The 19,169-nt window shown below is 71.3% G+C and carries 19 protein-coding genes; 9 read left to right on the top strand and 10 right to left on the bottom strand.

The annotated features are described in order from the left end of the window. Positions 1–3: 3 nt before the first annotated feature. Positions 4–903, bottom strand: a complete 900-nt coding sequence (locus Apa02nite_RS40090) for a class I SAM-dependent methyltransferase (RefSeq protein ID WP_203829722.1) — start codon at positions 901–903, stop codon at positions 4–6. Further along, complete coding sequence (locus Apa02nite_RS40085) at positions 900–2,018, bottom strand: citrate synthase 2 (RefSeq protein WP_203829721.1); 1,119 nt, start codon at positions 2,016–2,018, stop codon at positions 900–902. Before Apa02nite_RS40085 ends, Apa02nite_RS40090 begins: the two co-directional genes overlap by 4 nt. 68 nt (positions 2,019–2,086) lie before the next feature. Between Apa02nite_RS40085 and Apa02nite_RS40080 the strand changes: the two genes are divergently transcribed. Beyond that, on the top strand, positions 2,087–3,352 hold the full coding sequence (locus Apa02nite_RS40080) for a citrate synthase (protein WP_203829720.1): 1,266 nt from the start codon (positions 2,087–2,089) through the stop codon (positions 3,350–3,352). Positions 3,353–3,547: 195 nt separating this feature from the next. Here the strand turns inward: Apa02nite_RS40080 and Apa02nite_RS40075 are convergent, their stop codons facing one another. The 7 genes from Apa02nite_RS40075 to Apa02nite_RS40045 form a co-directional block, all read right to left on the bottom strand. Continuing rightward, positions 3,548–4,186: a nitroreductase family protein gene (locus Apa02nite_RS40075; RefSeq protein WP_203829719.1), complete on the bottom strand. Its 639-nt coding sequence runs from the start codon at positions 4,184–4,186 to the stop codon at positions 3,548–3,550. A 50-nt stretch (positions 4,187–4,236) separates the two neighbouring features. Beyond that, entirely contained in the window at positions 4,237–4,737 is a 501-nt protein-coding gene (locus Apa02nite_RS40070; protein WP_203829718.1) for a YajG family lipoprotein, read from the bottom strand. A gap of 121 nt (positions 4,738–4,858) precedes the next feature. After that, positions 4,859–5,698 (bottom strand): alpha/beta fold hydrolase, encoded by an 840-nt coding sequence (locus Apa02nite_RS40065; RefSeq protein WP_203829717.1) that lies wholly within the window; start codon positions 5,696–5,698, stop codon positions 4,859–4,861. After that, on the bottom strand, positions 5,695–6,570 hold the full coding sequence (locus Apa02nite_RS40060) for an SDR family NAD(P)-dependent oxidoreductase (protein ID WP_203829716.1): 876 nt from the start codon (positions 6,568–6,570) through the stop codon (positions 5,695–5,697). Before Apa02nite_RS40060 ends, Apa02nite_RS40065 begins: the two co-directional genes overlap by 4 nt. Next, on the bottom strand, positions 6,570–8,030 hold the full coding sequence (locus Apa02nite_RS40055) for a flavin-containing monooxygenase (protein ID WP_203829715.1): 1,461 nt from the start codon (positions 8,028–8,030) through the stop codon (positions 6,570–6,572). Before Apa02nite_RS40055 ends, Apa02nite_RS40060 begins: the two co-directional genes overlap by 1 nt. Further along, the gene (locus tag Apa02nite_RS40050) at positions 8,027–8,335 is read right to left on the bottom strand and encodes a DUF4873 domain-containing protein (protein ID WP_203829714.1); all 309 of its coding nucleotides are present in this window, start codon (positions 8,333–8,335) and stop codon (positions 8,027–8,029) included. Before Apa02nite_RS40050 ends, Apa02nite_RS40055 begins: the two co-directional genes overlap by 4 nt. Beyond that, positions 8,332–9,015 carry a TetR/AcrR family transcriptional regulator gene (locus Apa02nite_RS40045; protein ID WP_067707858.1) on the bottom strand — a complete coding sequence of 228 codons (684 nt, stop codon included), beginning with the start codon at positions 9,013–9,015 and terminating at the stop codon, positions 8,332–8,334. Before Apa02nite_RS40045 ends, Apa02nite_RS40050 begins: the two co-directional genes overlap by 4 nt. Before the next feature lie 72 nt (positions 9,016–9,087). Between Apa02nite_RS40045 and Apa02nite_RS40040 the strand changes: the two genes are divergently transcribed. Beyond that, the gene (locus tag Apa02nite_RS40040; protein ID WP_203829713.1) at positions 9,088–9,990 is read left to right on the top strand and encodes an AurF N-oxygenase family protein; all 903 of its coding nucleotides are present in this window, start codon (positions 9,088–9,090) and stop codon (positions 9,988–9,990) included. 59 nt (positions 9,991–10,049) lie between these two features. Here Apa02nite_RS40040 and Apa02nite_RS40035 read toward each other — a convergent pair whose 3' ends face one another. Further along, entirely contained in the window at positions 10,050–10,898 is an 849-nt protein-coding gene (locus Apa02nite_RS40035) for a DUF4253 domain-containing protein (protein WP_203829712.1), read from the bottom strand. 269 nt (positions 10,899–11,167) lie between these two features. On the opposite strand from Apa02nite_RS40035, the gene Apa02nite_RS40030 reads away from it, so the two are divergent. From Apa02nite_RS40030 to Apa02nite_RS40000, 7 genes are all read left to right on the top strand, one after another. Continuing rightward, on the top strand, positions 11,168–11,380 hold the full coding sequence (locus Apa02nite_RS40030) for a hypothetical protein (RefSeq protein WP_203829711.1): 213 nt from the start codon (positions 11,168–11,170) through the stop codon (positions 11,378–11,380). A 515-nt stretch (positions 11,381–11,895) separates the two neighbouring features. Continuing rightward, on the top strand, positions 11,896–12,996 hold the full coding sequence (locus tag Apa02nite_RS40025) for a uroporphyrinogen-III synthase (protein ID WP_203829710.1): 1,101 nt from the start codon (positions 11,896–11,898) through the stop codon (positions 12,994–12,996). Between the two features lie 504 nt (positions 12,997–13,500). Next, positions 13,501–14,157: a sirohydrochlorin chelatase gene (locus Apa02nite_RS40020; protein WP_203829709.1), complete on the top strand. Its 657-nt coding sequence runs from the start codon at positions 13,501–13,503 to the stop codon at positions 14,155–14,157. 91 nt (positions 14,158–14,248) lie between these two features. Further along, a complete protein-coding gene (gene nirB / locus Apa02nite_RS40015) occupies positions 14,249–16,705 on the top strand; it encodes a nitrite reductase large subunit NirB (protein WP_203829708.1) in 2,457 nt (818 codons plus the stop codon). Beyond that, positions 16,702–16,998 (top strand): Rieske (2Fe-2S) protein, encoded by a 297-nt coding sequence (locus tag Apa02nite_RS40010; protein ID WP_203829707.1) that lies wholly within the window; start codon positions 16,702–16,704, stop codon positions 16,996–16,998. The genes nirB and Apa02nite_RS40010 overlap by 4 nt, the downstream gene beginning before the upstream one ends. A 1-nt stretch (position 16,999) precedes the next feature. Next, positions 17,000–18,334 (top strand): MFS transporter, encoded by a 1,335-nt coding sequence (locus tag Apa02nite_RS40005; protein WP_203829706.1) that lies wholly within the window; start codon positions 17,000–17,002, stop codon positions 18,332–18,334. Positions 18,335–18,649: 315 nt separating this feature from the next. Next, entirely contained in the window at positions 18,650–19,078 is a 429-nt protein-coding gene (locus Apa02nite_RS40000) for a hypothetical protein (RefSeq protein WP_203829705.1), read from the top strand. Positions 19,079–19,169 lie beyond the last annotated feature (91 nt).

Here is a 19,169-nt window from a genome sequence, read left to right as displayed (position 1 = left end):
GGGTCACCGTGTCGCGACGACCGCCCAGACCCGGTGCGGGATGATCAATTGGTCGTGGGTGATCAGGGCGGTCAGTTCCTCGGAGAACCGCTCGACCGCGGCCGGTGGCAGGCTCGCGGCCACGCCGGCGCTGGCCCGGATCCGGCCGACCCAGTCCACCCGCGAGTAGGGCACGTCCACGTCGAACGAGAACGTCTCCACCCCGCCGAACCCGGCCACCCGCAGGTCGGTGAGCCAGCGCGGGTACAACCCGGTCCCGCCGCCCATCGCCCAGGCCGGGTTGTGCGCCCGGATCAGCTCCTCGGTTCTTGCCACCACGCCGCCCGGCAGCGGCAGCCAGTCGAAGTGCGCGATCACGATCCGGCCGCCCGGCCTCAGCAGCCGGCGCGCCTCGGCGGCCGCCTCGCCCGCGCGGAACCAGTGCCAGCACTGTCCGGCTGTGATCACATCGAAGGAGGCGTCGGGCAGGCCGGTCCGCTCGGCGGTGCCGACCGTGTAGGTGACGGCGACGCCCGCTTCGCGGTCGAGCCGGGCGGCTTCGGCGAGCAGGGACGGCGCCGGATCGAGGCCGGTCACCGTCGCGCCGCGGGCGGCGAGGAGGCGGGCCAGGCTGCCGGTCCCGGTGCCCAGATCCAACATCTTTTGGCCTGCGGCGCCGATGCGGTACGACGTGAGCCGGTCGGCCAGCGCGGGCGGGAAACCGGCCCGATGCCTTGCGTAGTCCTGGGCCGTGCGTCCGAAATCGATCCGCTGCTCGGCGGTGCCTCTGTCGTCGCTCGTCTTGTCGGCGCTCTTGTCGCCTTTGCCGTGGTCTGTGGCGTCGGCGTCGTTGCTCCTGTCGCCTCTGTTGTTGGCGCTTTTGTCGGTGGTGGTGCGGCCGGCTCGGTCCTGGGCCGGGGTCATGCGTTGCGCCGGGTGGCGTCGGTCCAGCCGGGCAGCTCGGCGGCCTCGCGCGCGCCCGGGCCGACGTAGTCCGCGGACGGTCGGATGATCTTGCCGAGGCGCTTCTGCTCGAGGACGTGTGCGCTCCAGCCCGCCGTCCGCGCGCAGGTGAACAGCGCGGTGAACAGCTCGGCCGGCACACCCGCGAAGTCCAGCACGACCGCGGCCCAGAACTCGACGTTCGTCTCCAGCACCCGGTCCGGCTTGCGCTCCCGCAGCTCGGCGAGGGCGGCCAGCTCCAGCTCCCGGGCCACCTCATAGCGCGGGGCACCCAGCTCGAACGCCGCCGCCCGCAGGATCCGGGCCCGCGGGTCCTCGGCCCGATACACCGCATGACCGAAACCCATCAGTCGACGGCCGCTGTCCAGGACGCTCTTCACGTAGGCGCGCGCGTCACCGGACCGCTCCACCTCCTCGACCATCCCGAGCACCCGGGCCGGCGCGCCCCCGTGCAGCGGGCCGGACAGCGCCGCGATCGCCGCCGACAGGCAGGCCGGCACGTCCGCGCCGGTGCTCGCGACGACCCGCGCGGTGAACGTCGACGCGTTCATCCCGTGCTCGGCCGCGCAGACCCAGTAGCGGTCGAGGGCGGCGACGTGCCGCGGATCCGGCTCGCCCTGCCAGCGGATCATGAACCGCTCGGTGGCGCTGCGTCCCGCGTCGACCAGCCGCTGCGGGACGGCCGCGGTGGTGTCCTCATCCATCGTGCGGGCCGCCTGGGCGACGTAGTCGAGGACCGTCGCCGACGTGCGGGCGAGGTCGTCCCGGGCCTGCGCGTCGTCGATGTCGATCAACTGCCGCAGGCCCCGCTGCGGGACGAGCATCGCGATCGCGGCCTGCACGTCGACCCGGACATCCCCGGAACGCACCGGGATGTCGAACGGCTCGGCCGGCGGCAGCGGCCTGGTGAAGTCGCCGTCGGCGAGCAGCCCCCAGACGTCCGCGTAGGACACCTGACCGGCCAGCGAGCGGAGGTCGACACCGCGATAGCGGAGCGAGCCGCCATCACGATCGGGTTCGGCGATCTCGGTGTCGAAGGCGACGACACCGGCAAGTCCTGGGTTGACGGTGAGCATGCCCTCACGATGATGACGTGACGCCGAGCCGGTCAATGTTGATCCGGTCAACATGAGACGATCTGCACATGCCCGACCAGCTGCTCACCACCGACCAGGTCGCCGAGCGTCTCGGCGTGAAGCCGGCGACTGTCTACGCCTACGTGAGCCGTGGCCTGCTCCCCAGCCGCCGCAACGCCGCCGGCAAGGGCAGCCTGTTCGCCAAGGCCGATGTCGACGCCCTGATCGCCGGCCGTAAACGGGTCACTCCGAACATCCAGACCGGCATCACCCTGATCAAGGACGGCGGCCTGTTCTATCGCGGTCACGACGCGACGGCGCTGGCGGTCGAGGCGACCTACGAGGCGGTCGCCGGGCTGCTCTGGACCGGCGAACTGCTGGACGAGCCGTTCACCGTCGACGAGGAGATGGCCGCCCTGGCCCGCCGGATCGGCAGCGAGTTGCCCCCGGCGGCCCGCCGTACCGACCGCCTCCGCGTCACGGTCGCCGCCCTCGCCGCCGCCGACCCGTTCCGCTTCGACACCAGCCCCGCCGCCGTCCTCACCACCGGCCGCACCCTGCTCGCCACCATGGTCGCCGCCCTCCCGCTGACCCCCGGCTCCGCCACCGGGACGGCCGCAGCGAGCGACACCGGCTGGTCTCCAGGGGTGCCTCCGGGGTGCCCAGGCACCCCTGGAGACCAGCCGGTGTCGCTCGCCGGGTTGCTGTGGCCGCGGCTCACCGCGCAGCCGATCTCCGGCACCGGCCGGCGAACCCTGGAAGCCGCCCTGATCCTGCTCGCCGACCACGACATGGCCGCCTCGACCCTGGCCGCGCGGATCGCGGCCTCCACCCGCGCACACCCCTACGCGGTGATCAGTGCCGGACTGGCGGCCCTCGACGGCCCCCTGCACGGCGCCGCCAGCGAGCAGGTCCACCCGCTGCTCGCCGCGGCACTCACCGGCACCGACCCGATCGAGGTCATCTCCGACCGCCTCCGCGCCGGCGGCGGCCTCCCCGGCTTCGGCCACCCGCTCTACCCGTCCGGCGACCCCCGCGCGACAGCCCTGTTCGCCCTGCTCGGCGACCACCCGGTGACCGCCGCCGCGACCCGCCTGGCCACCGCGGTCCGCACCAGATCCGGCATCCTGCCCAACATCGACCTGGCCCTGGCCGCCCTCACCCTGCGCTACGACATGCCCGCCGACGCCGGCGAGGCGATCTTCGCGGTCGCCCGGACGGCCGGCTGGCTGGCCCACGCCCTGGAGGAATACGCGAACCGCCCCGCCCGCTTCCGCCCCACCGGCCAATACTCCGGCCACCCACCCACCACCCCGAAAAACACCCGCGTGTGAAGTTCGGGTGCGGTGCGCACCGCAAGTCCCCACGCAGTGTTCGGCGGCGGCGTGTGTGTGAAGTTTGGGTGCGGTGCGCGCCGTAAGTCCCCACGCAGTGTTCGGCAGGGGCGTGTGTGGGGAGTTTGGGTGCGGGGTGCGCCGTAAGTCCCCACGCAGGGTTGGCGGGGCTTGCGGCGGGGGTGCGTTGCGGTGTTAGGGGGCTTGGTAGCGGTCGAAGAAGATCACGTCGTCCAAGGGGCGGCGCTTGGGCTGGGCCCAGCGGCCCTGGCTCGGGTAGCCGAGCGGGACGATCGCCATGGTCAGGGCGTTGTCGGGCAGGTTGAGGACGCGGCGGACGTCCTCCTCGTGGCCGATGTGCAGGGTGGTGAGGGTGGAGCCGAGGCCGTGGGCGCGGGCGGCCAGCATCAGCTGCTGGACGGCGCCGTAGATCGAGGAGCCGAGGCGGGGGTTGCTGGACTTGGCGGCGCCGAGCAGGACCGGGACGATCCAGACCGGGGCTTCCTCGAAGTGGTTGGCCAGGTGGTCGGCGGCCAGGAAGCTGCGCTTGCTCATCGGGCCGTCGGTGGCGTTCAGGATCTGGTCGCGGCGGGAGCCGTAGTGACGTTCCCAGCCTTCGCGGTACCAGCCGGCGATCTGCTTCTTGATCTCCGGGTCGCGGACGACGATCCAGGCCCAGCCCTGGCTGTTGCCGCCGGACGGGCCGCGGACCGCGGCGTCCAGGATGTCGCGGATGATCTCGTCGGCGACCGGCTCGGTGGAGAGGTAACGGCGTGCCGGGGTGGAGTGCAGGGCCTCGATCAGGCCAAGCTCCTGGGGAGCGGGAGTGGTCATGCCACGGAGCCTAACGACGGCCGGGCCGGAGTCGTGCCGGCCGGGTGATCTCAGCGGGTGGTCCAGGCGGCCAGGGTGGTGCCGGTCGGGTCGGTGAGCAGGAGCTGCGCGCCGGCGCCGGGCGCGTGCTCGAACGGGATCCGCCAGGACAGGGCGGTGCCGGGGTGCAGGGTCATCGCGGGCGGGATCGCGCCGCCCTCGATCGGGGTCGTGTCGACCGGGGAGCCGCCCGGCTGTGCGGTGTACCGGAGGCGGATCAGCGCCGGGCCGAACTCCCAGGTGCCGCGCAGGACGTGGACGCTCACCCGCACGGCATACGCCGAGGCGGTGGCCGTACTGCCGGTCACGGTGACCCGGGCGGCGAGGCCGGGCGTCCGGATGTCCTGCCCGGTACCGAGGAGAAGGACCGCAGGCGACCCGGCACCGGCGTGATCCGCGGGTGAGGCGGTCGATGGGCGGGCGGCGACGGGGGAGGCGCGGACCGAAGGCGGGTGGCTGCCGCAGCCGGTGAGGGTGGTTACGGTGAGCAGTCCGGCGAGCACGATGCGCATGCATTCATCCAACCGTGGCCGCCGGGTTCCGCAAGTCCACAAACGAGGGACAAAAAGCGAAGTCCACTCCGGAGGGACGGGTCCGGGCGGCGTCCCTCTGCGCCGCCGCCCGGACCCGGGTTCAGACGGCCACCTCGGCGAGCATCGGACGGAGCAGGCCGGCGAACTCGTCGGGCTGTTCGAGCTGCGGCATGTGGCCGGTGTTCGGGAACAGGTGCGCGCGGGCGTGCGGGAACGCGGCCCGGGCGGCGGCCAGGTGGGTGCTCGGCAGGATCATGTCGCGGTCGCCCCAGATCAGCATGGTGGGTGTCGTCGACGCGGCCAGCGAGGCGAGCAGCGCGGTGCGCCAGCCCGGTGCGATGCCGCGGAACCCGCCGAGCTCCTTGGCGATCTCCAGGTAGACCGGGGCGAAGTCCGGCTGCTGGGCGATCCTGATGGCCATCGCGACACGTTCCGGGGTGACCAGGGCGCGGTCCCGGAACAGGGTGCGCTCGACCCGGGGCGCGGTGCGCGCGTCGATGCGCCGGAGCATCTGCCGGCCCAGGCCGGGCACGGCCAGCAGGCGCAGTGTCCAGGTCACCTCCTTGCCGAACCCGGCGCTGTTCACCAGGGTCAGCGTGGCCACCCGCTCGGGTGTGCCGGCCAGCATGGTCATCGCGACCGCGCCGCCCAGCGAGTTGCCCATCAGGTGTGCCGGGCGGGTCTCGCCGAGCGCGTCCAGCGTCGCCGACACCCCGTCGGCCAGCACCGCCAGCGAGGTGGGCGCGGGCATCCGCTGGGACAGCCCGAAACCGGGCATGTCGATGCTGATCACCCGGTAGTCGGTGTCGAAGCGGGAGTGCTGCGGCGCCCAGTCCTCCAGGCTGCGGCCGATCCCGTGCAGCAGGACCACCGGCGGGGCGGCCGGGTCGCCGGTCTCGTGGACACGGATGCCGGCACCCCGTACAAGCAAGGTTTTCATCGCCCGGCACCCACCCCGGCGCGGCCCGCGGTCTTGACCGAAGCGGCGGTCAGTGCCCGGATGATCGCGGCGGAGCCGACCGGCATGAGTCGTTGCAGCAGGTCGGGGGCCTTCGCGTTGATCGCGATCAGCAGGCGGGCCTGGCGTTTCCGCACGGCGCGCAGGATCAGCTCGGCGGCCTTCTCCGGCGGGAAGCTGAGCAGCGCGGCGAAGAGCTTGCGGTTCGGCTCCACGTCGGACTCCGGCACGTTCGTCCCGACCAGCGCGCTCTCCGCGATCCGGGTGCGGATCCCGCCCGGGTGCACGGTGGTCACCCCGATCCCGTTCTCGAGCAGCTCGCTGCGCAGTGCCTCGCTCAGCCCGCGCAGGGCGAACTTGCTGGCGCTGTACGCGCTCTGCCCGGGCGGGGCGATCAGTCCGAACAGGCTCGACACGTTGACCAGGTGGCTGCCCGGGCTCGCGGTCAGCGCCGGGAGCAGCGCGTGGGTGAGCAGCATCGGTGCCCGGAAGTTCACGTCCATGACCTTCTCGAACTGCTCGACGCTCACCTGGTCGAACCGGCCGCCGAGCGCGATGCCGGCGTTGTTGACCAGCAGGCCGATCGCCGGGTGCTCGGCGAGGACCTGGGTGGCGACGCCCTCGACGGCGGACCGGTCGGCGAGGTCGGCGACGATCTGCTGGACGTTGCGGCCGGGGTGCGCGCCGCGGATCCGGTCGGCGACCGGGGTGAGCCGGGCGACGTCGACATCGACCAGGATCAGGTCGCTGCCGCGGTGTGCCAGGCCGTAGGCGAGCTGCTCGCCGATGCCGCTGGCCGCGCCGGTGAGGACCGCGGTGCGACCAGCGAACCGGTAGGGATCGAGTCGGGGCATCAGACCACCTCTGTGGAAGGGAGGACGGGAGCGGTGCGCGGGGTGAAGGTCATGTCCTGGGTGACGTCGGCACGCGGGGTGGCGACCACGTCCCGCAGGTAGTTCTGCCGGACCAGCCACGGGTCGCGGTCGCCCTGCCGGGGGAACTTGTCCAGGGCGCGCTGGACGTAGCCGGAGGAGAGGTCGAGCAGCGGGGCGCCGGTGCCGGTGGGGCGGGTCGGGGTGGCGACCGAGTGACCGTTCTTGGCCATGTGGTCGAGGAGCTTGAGGACGTAGCGGTGCGACAGGTCGGCGCGCAGCGTCCAGGAGGCGTTGACGTAGCCGATGCAGTAGGCCAGGTTCGGCACCCCGGAGAGCATCAGGCCGCGGTAGGCCGCCTGCTCGCCGAGCTTCACCGGCACGCCGTCGACGCCGATCTCGACGCCGCCGATCGGCAGCAGGGTCAGGCCGGTGGCCGAGACCACCACGTCCGCCTCGAGCACCTTCCCGGACCGCAGCCGGATCCCCTCCGGCACGAAGGTGTCGACGTGATCGGTCACCACCGACGCGCGGCCGGACGTGATGGCACGGAACAGGTCGCCGTCGGGTACCACGCAGAGCCGCTGGTCCCACGGGTCGTAGCGGGGCTTGAAGTGCTCCTGGACATACCCCGGGTTGCGCAGGGAGCGCCCGGCCAGGCCCTGCAGGATCCAGCGGACCTGTTTCGGGCGCTTCCGGGCCAGCTGGTAGAAGAGCTGCGTGACCAGGATGTTCTTGGCGCGGGCGACCCGATTCGCCGCCTTCGGCGGCAGGATGCGCCGGGCCAGGTCCGCGAGCACGTCACGATTACCCAACGGGATGACGTACGACGGTGAGCGTTGCAGCATCGTCACGTGCTGCGCGTCCTTCGCCATCTCGGGGACCAGGGTGACCGCGGTGGCGCCACTGCCGATGATCACGACACGCTTGCCGGAGTGATCGAGATCGGACGGCCACGCTTGCGGGTGCACGAGCCGGCCCTGGAACTCGCCGAGTCCCGGGAAGTCCGGGAGATAGCCCTCGGCGTAGCTGTAATAGCCGGCACACGCGTACAGGAAAGTCGCCGTGACGGTCTCGCCCCGCGCGGTCCGCAGCGTCCAGCGAGCCTGCGCCGACGACCAGTCCGCGGTCGTGACCCGGCTGCCGAACCGGATGTGCCGGGTGATGCCGGCCTCCGCGGCGGTGTCCTCGATGTACGTGCGGATCTTCTCGCCGGACGCCAGGGACTCCGGCTCGCGCCACGGCCGGAACGGGTAGCTGAGTGTGTACATGTCCGAATCGGATCTCACGCCGGGGTAGCGGAACAGGTCCCAGGTGCCGCCGATCGCGTCGCGGGCCTCGAGGATCGTGTACGTGTCGTGCGGGCGCTGCCGCTGCAGTCGCCAGGCGGCGCCGATGCCGGAGAGCCCGGCCCCGATGATCACCACGTCGAAGTGGGTCATGCGTCGCCCCCGGCCGCTGCCGGAAACCAGGGCGGAGTGCCGGCGCCGCTGATCCGGACGCCGCCCCACGGGTCGGGCTCGCTCAGCTTCACCGACGTGTCCGGGGCGCCGGGGATCGTGATGGTGGCCGTGCGCAGACCGGCGCTGACCCGTTCGCGCAGGTCGTCGACCGGATTGGTGCGCCCGGCCCAGCGGAACCGGCCCTCGATCGGCTCGAAGCGCGCGGACATCCGCACCTCGACCGCGATCGGGCCGTCGTCGAGGGTCAGCGTGGCCGGGCCGCGATATTCCTCCTCGTCGGTCACGTCGTGGACCACCCTTCTGCTTGAGCCGCCAGGCCACCCGGGGTGTCGGCCGCGCGGTTGATGCCGGCGACGCCGGTCCAGAGGAACGTCGTCAGGTACTCGCCGAGCGCCTCGCGGCTGATCGGCTGCTGCTGCCGGAGCCACCAGTCGCCGACCGACTGGACGTAGCCGACCACCCCGTACGCCCAGGGCAGCGACGCGCCGGAGTCCAGGCCGCGGGCCCGCAGCCGGTCACCGAAGATCCGGGCCAGGCCGCTGGCCACGGTGTCCATCACGTCGGCGACCACGTCCCGGCCCCGGGCGATGTCCGGCTGGTGGACCACGAACCGGTACAGGTTCAGGTCGTTCTCGATGTGCGCCAGGTAGACGTCGATGGCGGCGCCGATCGCGGCCCGCTCCTCCCGGACGTCCGCGACGGCCGGGATCATCGCGGACAGCACCATCGCACCGGCCTCCCGCCCGACCGCCAGCCACAGTTCGGACTTGTCGGCGAAGTAGCGGTACAGCACCGGCTTGCTGACGCCGGCGTGCGCCGCGATCGCCTCCATGCCCACCTCCGGCCCGTGCTGCCGGATGGCGTCGATGGCCGCGGCGGTGAGCTCCGCGCGGCGCTGCTCGCGGTGACCTTCCCAACGGCCGCGGCGGCCGTCGGTATTGACGGGTGGGGTGACCGAGTTCATAGTACGAGTAGTAACTGTTACCGCCGGTAACGTCAAGCCTTGGCCGGTAACGTCAAGCTTTTGGAGGGCGCGATGACGACAGTGACCCCGCCTGATCGGGACCGTACCGCCACCCGGCTGCTGCGTTCCTCGGCCGAGCACTCCTACGACCCGGCCGTCGAGATCGACTGGGACGCGCCGTTCGTGGAGGGCAAGTACTTCGTCCCGGCGCACCGCTCCAGCCTCTACGGCACCGCGCTCTGGGACCGGATGACCCTCGATCAGCGCATCGAGTTGACCAAGCACGAGGCGGCCAGCATCGCCGGGCTCGGCGTGTGGTTCGAGACGATCCTGATGCAGCTGCTGATCCGCGGCTACTTCAAGGACGACCCGACCGCCGCGCACGCCCAGTACGCGCTCACCGAGATCGGCGACGAGTGCCGCCACTCGGTGATGTTCGGCAAGATGATCGCCCGGCTGGACACCCCGGTGTACCGGCCCGAGGGGATCAACCAGTACCTCGGCACCTGGATCGCGCACACCGCCACCGGCCCGCGGATGTTCGCCGCCATCCTGATCGCCGAGGAGATCCTGGACACCCTGCAGCGCGAGGCGATGGCCGACGAGACCGTGCAGCCGCTGGTCCGGATGGTCTCGCGGATCCACGTGGTCGAGGAGGCGCGGCACGTCCGGTTCGCCCGGGAGGAGCTGGCCCGGCAGATCCGGCTGGCCGGGAAGTCCCGGCTCGCCTTCGACCGGCTGGTGATCGCCCGGGCGGCCTATCTGACGGGTACGCGGCTGATCGATCCGCGGGTGTACCAGGCGGTCGGGATCAGGCCTCGGGACGGGCTGGCGGCGGCTCGGGCCAACCCGCACTACCGGGAGACGATGCGGTGGGCGGGGGAGCGGATCGTGGGGTATCTGAGTGAGCTCGACCTGATCGGCGGGGGTGCGGCGAAGGCGCTGTGGAAGGCGTCCGGGCTGCTACCTCGGTGATCCTCTTACGGGCGGTGGTGCTTTCACGGGCGGCTGGCTTTTCACGGGCGGCTGGGCTTTCACGGGCGGCTGTGCAGGAACCATGCGGTGCCGTGGCTGACCGCCAGCGCGATCTCCCACGGGTTCATCTCGAGGTGGCTGGCGAGCGCGGCGATCTGCAGCGCCAGCTCCCAGGCGTCGTCGGGGGAGGCCGGGGGCCGGCCGACGGTGAACTGCAGCATGGTCTCCCAGCAGGCGACCACCTCGGCCTGCCAGGACTCGTGCCACTGCCGGAGCACGGCCGCGAGCACCTGCTCCTCGCCCAGCGTCTGGTGGTAGCTGATCCACGCCGCCACCAGGTGCGCCTCGGTCGTGGGCAGGAGCAGGAGGTGCACGTCGTCGGGTTGGTACCAGGTGGCGGTGCCGGTGAGCTGATCGGCGCGGGGGTCGAGCTGGGCGAGCAGGGCCGGGTCGGTGCGGACCCGGTCGTAGACGTACCGATTGATGGTGCGCACGGTCGGGCCGGTGACGTGCCGGCGGACCTCGGCCAGCAGATCCACGCCGCTGAAGTCCCCGACGGTGAACTCGGGATCGTCGTCGGGCAGGTCCCACCGCAACGGGTCGAGGGAGGTCCAGGGGTTCAGGGTGCGGGCGTTGTCGTCCATCAGATGGACCGCGGTGGCGACGTCGTCCTCGCCGTCCTCCTCGTCCTCGTCATAGCCGTCCATCAGGGCCGACTCGCCGGAGATGAAGACCGGGCGGCGGCCGGTGGCCGGCATCAGCTGCCGTGCCGCCCGCCAGGCGGTCAGGACGTCCGCCGGGTTCAGCCCGCTGATCACCAGGGCGTCGCCGCCGGCCGGGGCGAGGGGCAGGTTCGCGAGCATGGTGCCGGCGAGCGCCTGCCGGACGCCGTCGATGTCCTCCGCCACGCTGCCTCCGTCGGTCCTTTTCGCGGCCGTCTCTCCTCGGCCATGCGCTGAGTATCCGGTCGATCACCGGGGCGGCGGGGTCGAACGCCGGACGTGACGGGTGTCGCCCGGGTGCGGGACGGTTTCAGCTCGGTTGCCGCTTGCGGGTGACCGGCGGGTGGCCGGGACCGCCCGAGGGGTGGCGGACGGCGACCGAAGGGGCGGTGGGCGCGGTGCCGGGGGCGTGCGAGATTGACGCCCGACGTACGCCGTAGGGGGAAGCAGGATCGATGGATGACGCGCTGGTGGCCTACAACTCCGGACGCTTGGACGGGGCTGCCGGATGCCGCGACGAGCAGATCGCCGCGGACACCGAGGTGGGTGCGGACTACCGGATCGGCCTGCTCGACGGGCGGATCGCGGCGTACCACCTGATCAGCGAGGTGCGGGACATCCTCGGGGTGACCGGGTCGCTCTTCGAGGGGCCCGACGACTTTCGGTAGCGGTGGAAGCGCCGGCTGGTCCTGAGGGGTGTCTCCGCACGGCAGAGGCACCCCTCAGGACCAGCCGGACCGCCTGGGCGTGGTGCCGCCGCGGCTGGCTCCCACGGTCGTCATCCGACCGTTTTTACGGCCGTCAGCACCAGCCGAGTTGCCCGGCTGGTGCTGACGGCCGTTTCGCGATGTGTGGGCGCACGCCGGGTTGTCCGGCGAGCGCGGGGCTCGGCAGGTGCCGGGGTGCGGGCCGGCTGGTGTGGGCGCCGGGGCGGATCGGGGCTTTCCCGGCGTACCCGATGGGGGTGATGGCCTGGAGGGGGATCGGTCGTAAGCGAAGGCAGGGGGTGAGGGTGACGGGGGAGACTGAGCGGCGGAACAGGGGAAGATCACCGGCTCACAACCGGGTTCACCTGGGAAGTGACCTGCCGTTATCGGGACGGAAACATTCGCCTACCGTTTCGGAAACCAGGTCTTAGGACTCTTGCAGCGGAAACAGCGGCACGGCACAGGACGGAGACCGGATGACCGAGGGCGCACTGGCCGGGTTCACCGTGGCGGTCACCGCGGAGCGACGCCGCAGTGAGATGACCGCACTGCTGGAACGGCGCGGCGCGCGGGTGGTCAGCGCTCCGGCGATCACCATCGTGCCGCTGATCGACGACGACGCGTTGCGGGCGTCCACCGAGGCCTGCATCGGGCTGGAACCGCACATCGTGGTGGCGACGACCGGGTTCGGGTTCCGCGGCTGGCTGGAGGCGGCCGAGGGCTGGGGGCTGGGCGACACGCTGCGGGCCTCGCTGAACAACGCGAAGATCATCGCGCGAGGGCCGAAGCCGTGCGGGGCGATCCGGGCGGCCGGGCTCTCCGAGGACTGGGCGGCCAAGACCGAAGGCTCCGAGGAGGTGCTGGAACGGCTGCTGCACGACGGCGTGACCGGCCGGCGGATCGTGGTGCAGGAGCACGGCGAGCCGCAGGTCGAGTTCGTCGAGGCGCTGCGCTCGGCCGGCGCCGCGGTGGTCGAGGTGCCGGTGTACCGGTGGGCGCTGCCGCCCGACACCGCCCCGATCCGGCGGCTGACCGAGCAGGTCGCGGCCGGGCAGATCGACGCGGTGACGTTCACCAGCGCGCCCGCGGTCAAGGCGTTCCTGCAGATGGCCGGGGAGACCGGGGCGGACGTCGTCACCGCGTTCCAGAGTGGCACGCTCGCCGCCGTCGTGGGGCCGGTGACCGCGGCGCCGCTCGTGGCCCGGGACGTGCCGGTGGTGATGCCGGAACGGTACCGGCTCGGGGCGCTGATCAAGACGGTCACCGATGAGCTGCCGCTGCGGGCGCTGCGACTGCAGGTGGCGGGGACGACGCTGGAGGTGCGGGGTCACGCCGTACTGATAGACGGGGTGACGCACGGGCTTGCGCCGGCGGCGATGGCGATCCTGGTGTCGCTGGCCCGGCGGCCGGGGGCGGTGGTGTCCAAGGAGCAGCTTGCGGCGGCGTTGCCGCGCGGGAACGACGGGCACGCGGTGGACGTGGCGGTGGCGCGGCTGCGGGCGGCGCTCGGGTCCGGGAAGCACATCGAGACGGTGATCAAGCGCGGGTATCGGTTGCGGGTGGACGAGGCGGCTTGATCGCGAGGCCGGCCGTTTCGGGGGGCGGTGGCGGGACGCGATCGCGTTGTGCGGACTGCTGTCGCCCACCTGGGGGCGGCGGGCGTCCGCGAACGGGGATCGCGGATTCGCACCGTCCTTGCTCGGGCCGAGACGAACGGCCGCTGCCCATTCGAGCGTCATGGTGACCGTGCCGCCCGGGTGCGGTGCCGCAGCCTCGTGAACCCGATCACGCAGAGCCCGCCCTCCCTGGGGGCTCCCCCTTGGACAGTGTGGCGGGGGAGGGGTTTGGGGGTTTGGGGGGCTGTGTACAGCGGCTGACTGTGGATGTGGTGACCGTCATCGGCGACGGCGCTGCCAGGGGTTTTTCCGCAACCACCCGCGGACGTCGCCCCGGAGGGTTTCGCGTTCGGGACGCGCCAGCGGCCTGCGAAGCCCGCCGGGGTCCCGGCGGGAGCGACGATCCGGACCCCGGCGGACGCACGACAAAAATCTTTTGATCTTGATCTTCCGTGAGGAGACCCCGTGACCACCTTGATCGCTGTCGCGCACGGCACCCGTTCCGCGAACGGGCGCCGCCAGCTGCAGGAACTCGCCGCCGCGGTGGCCCGTCGCCGGCCGGGCCTCGACGTCCGCCTGTGCTACGTCGACGTGCAGGAGCCCAAGGTCGCCGCGATCGTCCCGGCCACGCCGGACGCCGTCGTCGTTCCGCTGCTGCTCTCCTGCGGTTATCACGTCCGGGTGGACATCGCCGCGGCCGTCGCGGGCACCGGCATCCCGGTGACCGCGCCGCTCGGCCCGGACCCGGTCCTGCTGGCGAGCCTGACCCGGAACCTGCCCGCCGCCGACGCGGTCGTGCTGGCCGCCGCCGGTTCCTCGGACGCGGCGTGGCGGGCCGATGTGGAGGGTGTCGCCGCCCAACTGCCCGGTCCGGCCCGCGTCGCCTACGTCTCGGGCAGCGGGCCGCGCGTCCCGGACGTCGTCGCCCAGCTGCGGGCGGAGGGTGCCGAGCGGATCGCGATCGCGGCGTATCTGCTGGCCGACGGCCTGTTCTACCGCTCACTGGGCGATGCCGGCGCGGACTCGGTGACGCCGCCGCTGTGCCACGACCCCGCGGTCGCGGACCTGGTGCTGCAACGATTCGACGCCATGCGCCTCACAACGGCCGGTAGCCGGTTGTAGGGATTTGCGAACAGCAGTGTCACGGTAAGTGGTCGGATCGGGAAACGGCAGCCCGGCAAGGTTCCTCTCAACACAGGAGGGACCGAGCGCAGTGACTCAGAAACTTGTCGTGATCGGGAACGGCATGGCGGGAGCCCGCACGGTCGAGGAGATCCTCGCCCGCAACGGGGACTACGCCGTGACGATGTTCGGTGACGAGCCGTACGGCAACTACAACCGGATCATGCTCTCCAACCTGCTGGCCGGGGTGGAGACCGAGGACGGGATCTTCCTCAACGACCTGGCCTGGTACCGGGAGAACGGCATCACGCTGAACACCGGCACCCGGATCGAGCGGATCGACGCCTCGGCGCGGACCGTCTACGACGCCGAGGGCAACGGCACCCGCTACGACAAGCTGATCATCGCGACCGGCAGTCACGCCTGGGTCCCGCCGATCAAGGGCATCCACCGGCCGGGCCGGGGCTACCACCAGGGTGTCTTCGCCTTCCGGACGCTCGACGACACGCGCGGCATGATCCGGTACGCCCGCGACCACGAACGCGCGGTGGTGATCGGCGGCGGCCTGCTCGGCCTGGAGGCGGCCCGCGGCCTGCAGAGCCACGTCAGCCACGTGACCCTGCTGCACGCCATGGGCCACCTGATGAACACCCAGCTCGACGAGCGCGCCGGTGAGATGTTGAAGGGCAGCGTCGAGAACAAGCTCGGCATCGACGTGATCGTCAACGCGATGACCAGCGAGATCCTCGGCAAGGACCGGGTCACCGGGGTGAAGCTGGGCGACGGCACGGTCATCGAGTGTGACGTCGTGGTGGTCGCGGCCGGCATCCGGCCGAACACGGCGATGGCCGCCGACAGCGGACTGTCCGTCGAACGCGGCATCGTGGTCGACGACCAGATGCGGGTGGCCGGGCACGAGGACGTCTACGCGGTCGGGGAGTGCGCCCAGCACCGCGGCGACCTGTACGGCCTGGTCGCCCCGCTCTGGGACCAGGCCAAGGTGCTCGCCGACCACATCACCGGCACGACCGGCGTGGCCTACGAGGGCTCCCGGGTCTCGACGAAGCTCAAGGTGGCCGGCATCGACGTCGCCTCGATGGGTCTGCGCGAGCCGGAGACCGACGAGGACGAGGTGATCGTCTACAACGAGCCCCGCAAGGGCATCTACAAGCAACTGATCATCCGGGACAACGTGCTGGTCGGCGCGACCCTGGTCGGTGACAACCGGAAGGCCGCGGCGCTGATCCAGGCGTTCGACCGGGGCCTGCCGCTGCCCGACGAGCGCGCCGAGCTGATCTTCGACATCGGTGGTGCGGTCGAGGAGTCGCCCGCGGACATGCCGGACGACGTCCAGGTCTGCAACTGCAACGGGGTCAGCAAGGGCGCCATCTGCGGCGTCGTGACCGGCGGCTGCAAGACGGTCAGCGGTGTCATGGACGCGACCCGGGCCGGCAAGGGCTGCGGCACCTGCAAGCCGCTGGTGCAGCGGATCGTCGAGTGGGCGAACGGCGGCGAGGCCGAGGAGGACCCGGCCGCGTCGTGGTACGTCCCCGGCGTGCCGATGCCCAAGCCCGAGCTGATGATCGCGATTCGCAAGTACCGGCTGACCAGCGTCTCCTCGGTGTTCGAGAAGCTCGTCCCGGGCGGCACCCACGACGCGAAGAGCAAGATGGGCCTCGCGTCGTTGCTCAAGATGATGTGGGCCGACGAGTACGTCGACGAGCGCGACGCCCGGTTCATCAACGACCGGGTGCACGCGAACATCCAGCGCGACGGCACGTTCTCGGTGGTGCCGCAGATGAAGGGCGGCGTCACCACCCCGGGCCAGCTCCGCAAGATCGCCGAGGTGGCCGAGAAGTACGACGTGCCGATGGTCAAGCTCACCGGCGGCCAGCGGATCGACCTGCTCGGGGTGCCGAAGGAGAAGCTCCCGGCGATGTGGGCCGACCTGGACATGCCGTCCGGGTACGCCTACGCGAAGAGCTTCCGCACCGTGAAGACCTGTGTCGGCTCGGACTTCTGCCGGTTCGGGGTGGGTGACTCCACCGCGCTGGGCATCGCGCTCGAGGAGCGGTACCAGGGGCTCGAGGGCCCCGGCAAGATGAAGCTCGCGGTCTCCGGGTGCCCGCGCAACTGCGCCGAGTCGTACGTCAAGGACGTGGGTGTCGTCGCCATCGACGGCGGCAAGTGGGAGATCTACGTCGGCGGCGCGGCCGGCGCGCACATCCGCAAGGGCGACCTGCTCACCACGGTCTCGTCGGCCGACGAGGTGATCACACTGACCGGCCGGTTCCTGCAGTACTACCGGGAGAACGCCAACTGGCTGGAGCGGACGTACTCGTTCGTGCCGCGGATCGGCGTCGACCGGATCCGGGAGATCGTGGTGGACGACGCGGACGGCATCGCCCTGGCCCTGGACGCCGCGGTCCAGCAGGCCGTGCAGGCGTACCGGGATCCGTGGAAGGAACGCAGTGACCCGGCGACACCGGGCCAGTTCCGCACCTCGCTGCCGCTGACCGTGCTGCCCCAGGTCCCGGTGCGCGGATGAACGTCCTCGGTCCCGTCGACGACATTCCCCTCGGTGAGGGGCGCAGCTACACCGTGGACGGCGAGATGATCGCGGTCTTCCGGCTGCGGGACGGCTCCCTGCGCGCGGTCTCCGCGGTCTGCCCGCACCTGGGTGGCCCGCTCGCCGACGGCCAGATCGACAACCGGGTCGTCGTCTGCCCCCTGCACCTGAACGCCTGGGATCTCACCACCGGGTGCTCGAAGTCCGGACAACCCCCGATCAGTGTCTACCCGGTGCGGGAAGACCACGGTCGCATCCTTCTCGGAGAGTGACATGACCGCTGTTGCAGAACGCCCGGCAGCCGCCCGGTTGAAAGGCCATTGGATCGACGACTGGAAGCCCGAGGACCCCGCGTTCTGGGCGAACGGCGGGTCGGCGATCGCCAAACGCAACCTGATCTTCTCGATCTTCTCCGAGCACATCGGCTTCTCGGTGTGGTCGCTGTGGTCGGTGATGGTGCTCTTCCTCGGACCGCAGTACGGCTTCGACCCGGCGCAGAAGTTCCTGCTCACCGCGGTGCCGACCCTGGTCGGGGCCGGGCTGCGGATCCCGTACACGTTCGCGGTGGCCCGGTTCGGCGGCCGCAACTGGACCATCGTGAGCGCGTCGCTGCTGCTGATCCCGTCGGTCCTGGCCGCGGTCCTGATCGAGCCGGGAGTGTCCTACACGACGCTGCTGATCCTGGCCGCCACCGCCGGGGTGGGCGGTGGCAACTTCGCCTCGTCGATGGCGAACATCAACGCGTTCTACCCGAACCGGCTCAAGGGCTGGGCGCTCGGCATCAACGCCGGCGGCGGCAACCTCGGCGTCGCGGCGGTGCAGCTGATCGGCCTGTTCGTGCTCGCGGTGGCCGGCGCCGGGCACCCCGGGTACGTGGCCGGCGTCTACATCCCGCTGATCGTGCTGGCCGCCCTCGGCTCGGCGCTGCGGATGGACAACCTGTCCCAGGCCCGCAACGAGAAGCGCGGCATGCGGGACGCGGTCAAGGAGTCGCACACCTGGGTGATGTCGCTGCTCTACATCGGCACGTTCGGCTCGTTCATCGGGTTCGGGTTCGCGTTCGGCCAGGTGCTGCAGGTGCAGTTCGCCGACCAGTTCAACACCCCGATCAAGGCGGCGTACCTGACCTTCCTCGGCCCGCTGCTCGGCTCGCTGATCCGCCCGGTCGGCGGGGCGCTCGCCGACCGGCTGGGCGGGGCCCGGGTCACCTTCGTGAACTTCATCGCGATGGCGGTGGGTGCGTCGGTGGTGCTGGTCGCGGCGCAGCAACGGTCGCTGCCGCTCTACATCGCCGGGTTCATCAGCCTGTTCGTGCTCAGCGGGCTGGGCAACGGCTCGACGTACAAGATGATCCCGGCGATCTTCAAGGCCAAGTACGCCGGCGACGACCACCAGGCGCGGCGGATCTCGGGCGCGGTGATCGGCATCGCCGGTGCGGTCGGCGCGGTCGGCGGGGTGCTGGTCAACCTGGCCTTCCGGCAGTCCTTCCTGACCTACAAGGACGCGGACGCGGCGTACCTCGGGTTCATCGGGTTCTACGCGCTCTGCGTGCTGGTGACCTGGGTGGTCTACCTGCGGCCCGGCGCCCGCCGGACGCTCGCCGTCTGATCCGCGGGGGCGACCCCGACCCGCGTGGCCCGGTGCGTGTCAGCACCGGGCCACCGGCATGTCCAGGTCCGCGATGGTCGGCCCCCAAGCAGGATCGCGTTCCGGTCATTCTTTGCGCACTCAGTGTCCGCCGGATGGCTTGACGCTTGATAAATACGTAATGACCTGCAAGAACGCTTGTTTGATCAAGCTCCATCAACTCTCTCACCACCTCTCGCCATCACTCGATCGTGCGTGAGTGTCGCCTAGCCGAAGGCGATATGACTCATATGATCAGCTTGTCCGAAATTACCTTTCTTACGGAAATGGTGATCCATGAACAAGGTGATGCGCGGGTTCACGATGTCCGGGCTGGCCATCGCGGCCGGCCTCGTCGTCAGTGCCGGCCCGGCCGCGGCGTCGTCCGCCGCGCCGCAGCCTGCCGCTAAGGCTCCGGCCGCGGCGCAGTCCGGTGCGAAGGCGAAGTTCCGGGACGGCCGGATCGTCGGCTACTACCGCGGCCCGATCTCCTGTGAGCGCGCCGGCCGCTCCGGCGAGTGGCGTGACCAGTGGGAGGACCACGACTGCTTCCCGATCCGCGGCGGCTTCCGCCGGGGCTCGTGGGCGCTGAAGGTCTACTACGGCTGGGCCGGCCCGCAGGGTGGCCACGGTGGCCACGGCGGACCGCACGGTGGCCCGGGTGGTCACGGTGGGCACGGTCCGGGTGGGCACGGCCCGGGTCACGGCCCGTGGAAGAAGAACTGATCAAGGAAACGCTTCTCGGCCGAGGGCCGCATCCGTCACGGATGCGGCCCTCGGCCTTTCCTGGCTCTTTCCGGTGACCTATTCGCTGCGA

It is taken from the genome of Actinoplanes palleronii (assembly GCF_016862315.1).
GTDB classification, from domain to species: domain Bacteria; phylum Actinomycetota; class Actinomycetes; order Mycobacteriales; family Micromonosporaceae; genus Actinoplanes; species Actinoplanes palleronii.
Note: the sequence above shows the minus strand (reverse complement) of the source record. Positions and strands in the feature narration are given on the sequence as shown.

Bases quoted from the DNA above. Each gene is read 5' to 3' on its own strand.
- Apa02nite_RS40080 (WP_203829720.1), top strand. From the start codon at position 2,087: ATGCCCGACCAGCTGCTCACCACCGACCAGGTCGCCGAGCGTCTCGGC.
- Apa02nite_RS40060 (WP_203829716.1), bottom strand. From the start codon at position 6,570: ATGCCCCGACTCGATCCCTACCGGTTCGCTGGTCGCACCGCGGTCCTC.
- Apa02nite_RS40065 (WP_203829717.1), bottom strand. From the start codon at position 5,698: ATGAAAACCTTGCTTGTACGGGGTGCCGGCATCCGTGTCCACGAGACC.
- Apa02nite_RS40045 (WP_067707858.1), bottom strand. From the start codon at position 9,015: ATGAACTCGGTCACCCCACCCGTCAATACCGACGGCCGCCGCGGCCGT.
- Apa02nite_RS40075 (WP_203829719.1), bottom strand. From the start codon at position 4,186: ATGACCACTCCCGCTCCCCAGGAGCTTGGCCTGATCGAGGCCCTGCAC.
- Apa02nite_RS40090 (WP_203829722.1), bottom strand. From the start codon at position 903: ATGACCCCGGCCCAGGACCGAGCCGGCCGCACCACCACCGACAAAAGC.
- Apa02nite_RS40010 (WP_203829707.1), top strand. From the start codon at position 16,702: ATGAACGTCCTCGGTCCCGTCGACGACATTCCCCTCGGTGAGGGGCGC.
- Apa02nite_RS40040 (WP_203829713.1), top strand. From the start codon at position 9,088: ATGACGACAGTGACCCCGCCTGATCGGGACCGTACCGCCACCCGGCTG.
- Apa02nite_RS40085 (WP_203829721.1), bottom strand. From the start codon at position 2,018: ATGCTCACCGTCAACCCAGGACTTGCCGGTGTCGTCGCCTTCGACACC.
- Apa02nite_RS40030 (WP_203829711.1), top strand. From the start codon at position 11,168: ATGGATGACGCGCTGGTGGCCTACAACTCCGGACGCTTGGACGGGGCT.
- Apa02nite_RS40025 (WP_203829710.1), top strand. From the start codon at position 11,896: ATGACCGAGGGCGCACTGGCCGGGTTCACCGTGGCGGTCACCGCGGAG.
- Apa02nite_RS40070 (WP_203829718.1), bottom strand. From the start codon at position 4,737: ATGCGCATCGTGCTCGCCGGACTGCTCACCGTAACCACCCTCACCGGC.
- Apa02nite_RS40055 (WP_203829715.1), bottom strand. From the start codon at position 8,030: ATGACCCACTTCGACGTGGTGATCATCGGGGCCGGGCTCTCCGGCATC.
- Apa02nite_RS40005 (WP_203829706.1), top strand. From the start codon at position 17,000: ATGACCGCTGTTGCAGAACGCCCGGCAGCCGCCCGGTTGAAAGGCCAT.
- Apa02nite_RS40000 (WP_203829705.1), top strand. From the start codon at position 18,650: ATGAACAAGGTGATGCGCGGGTTCACGATGTCCGGGCTGGCCATCGCG.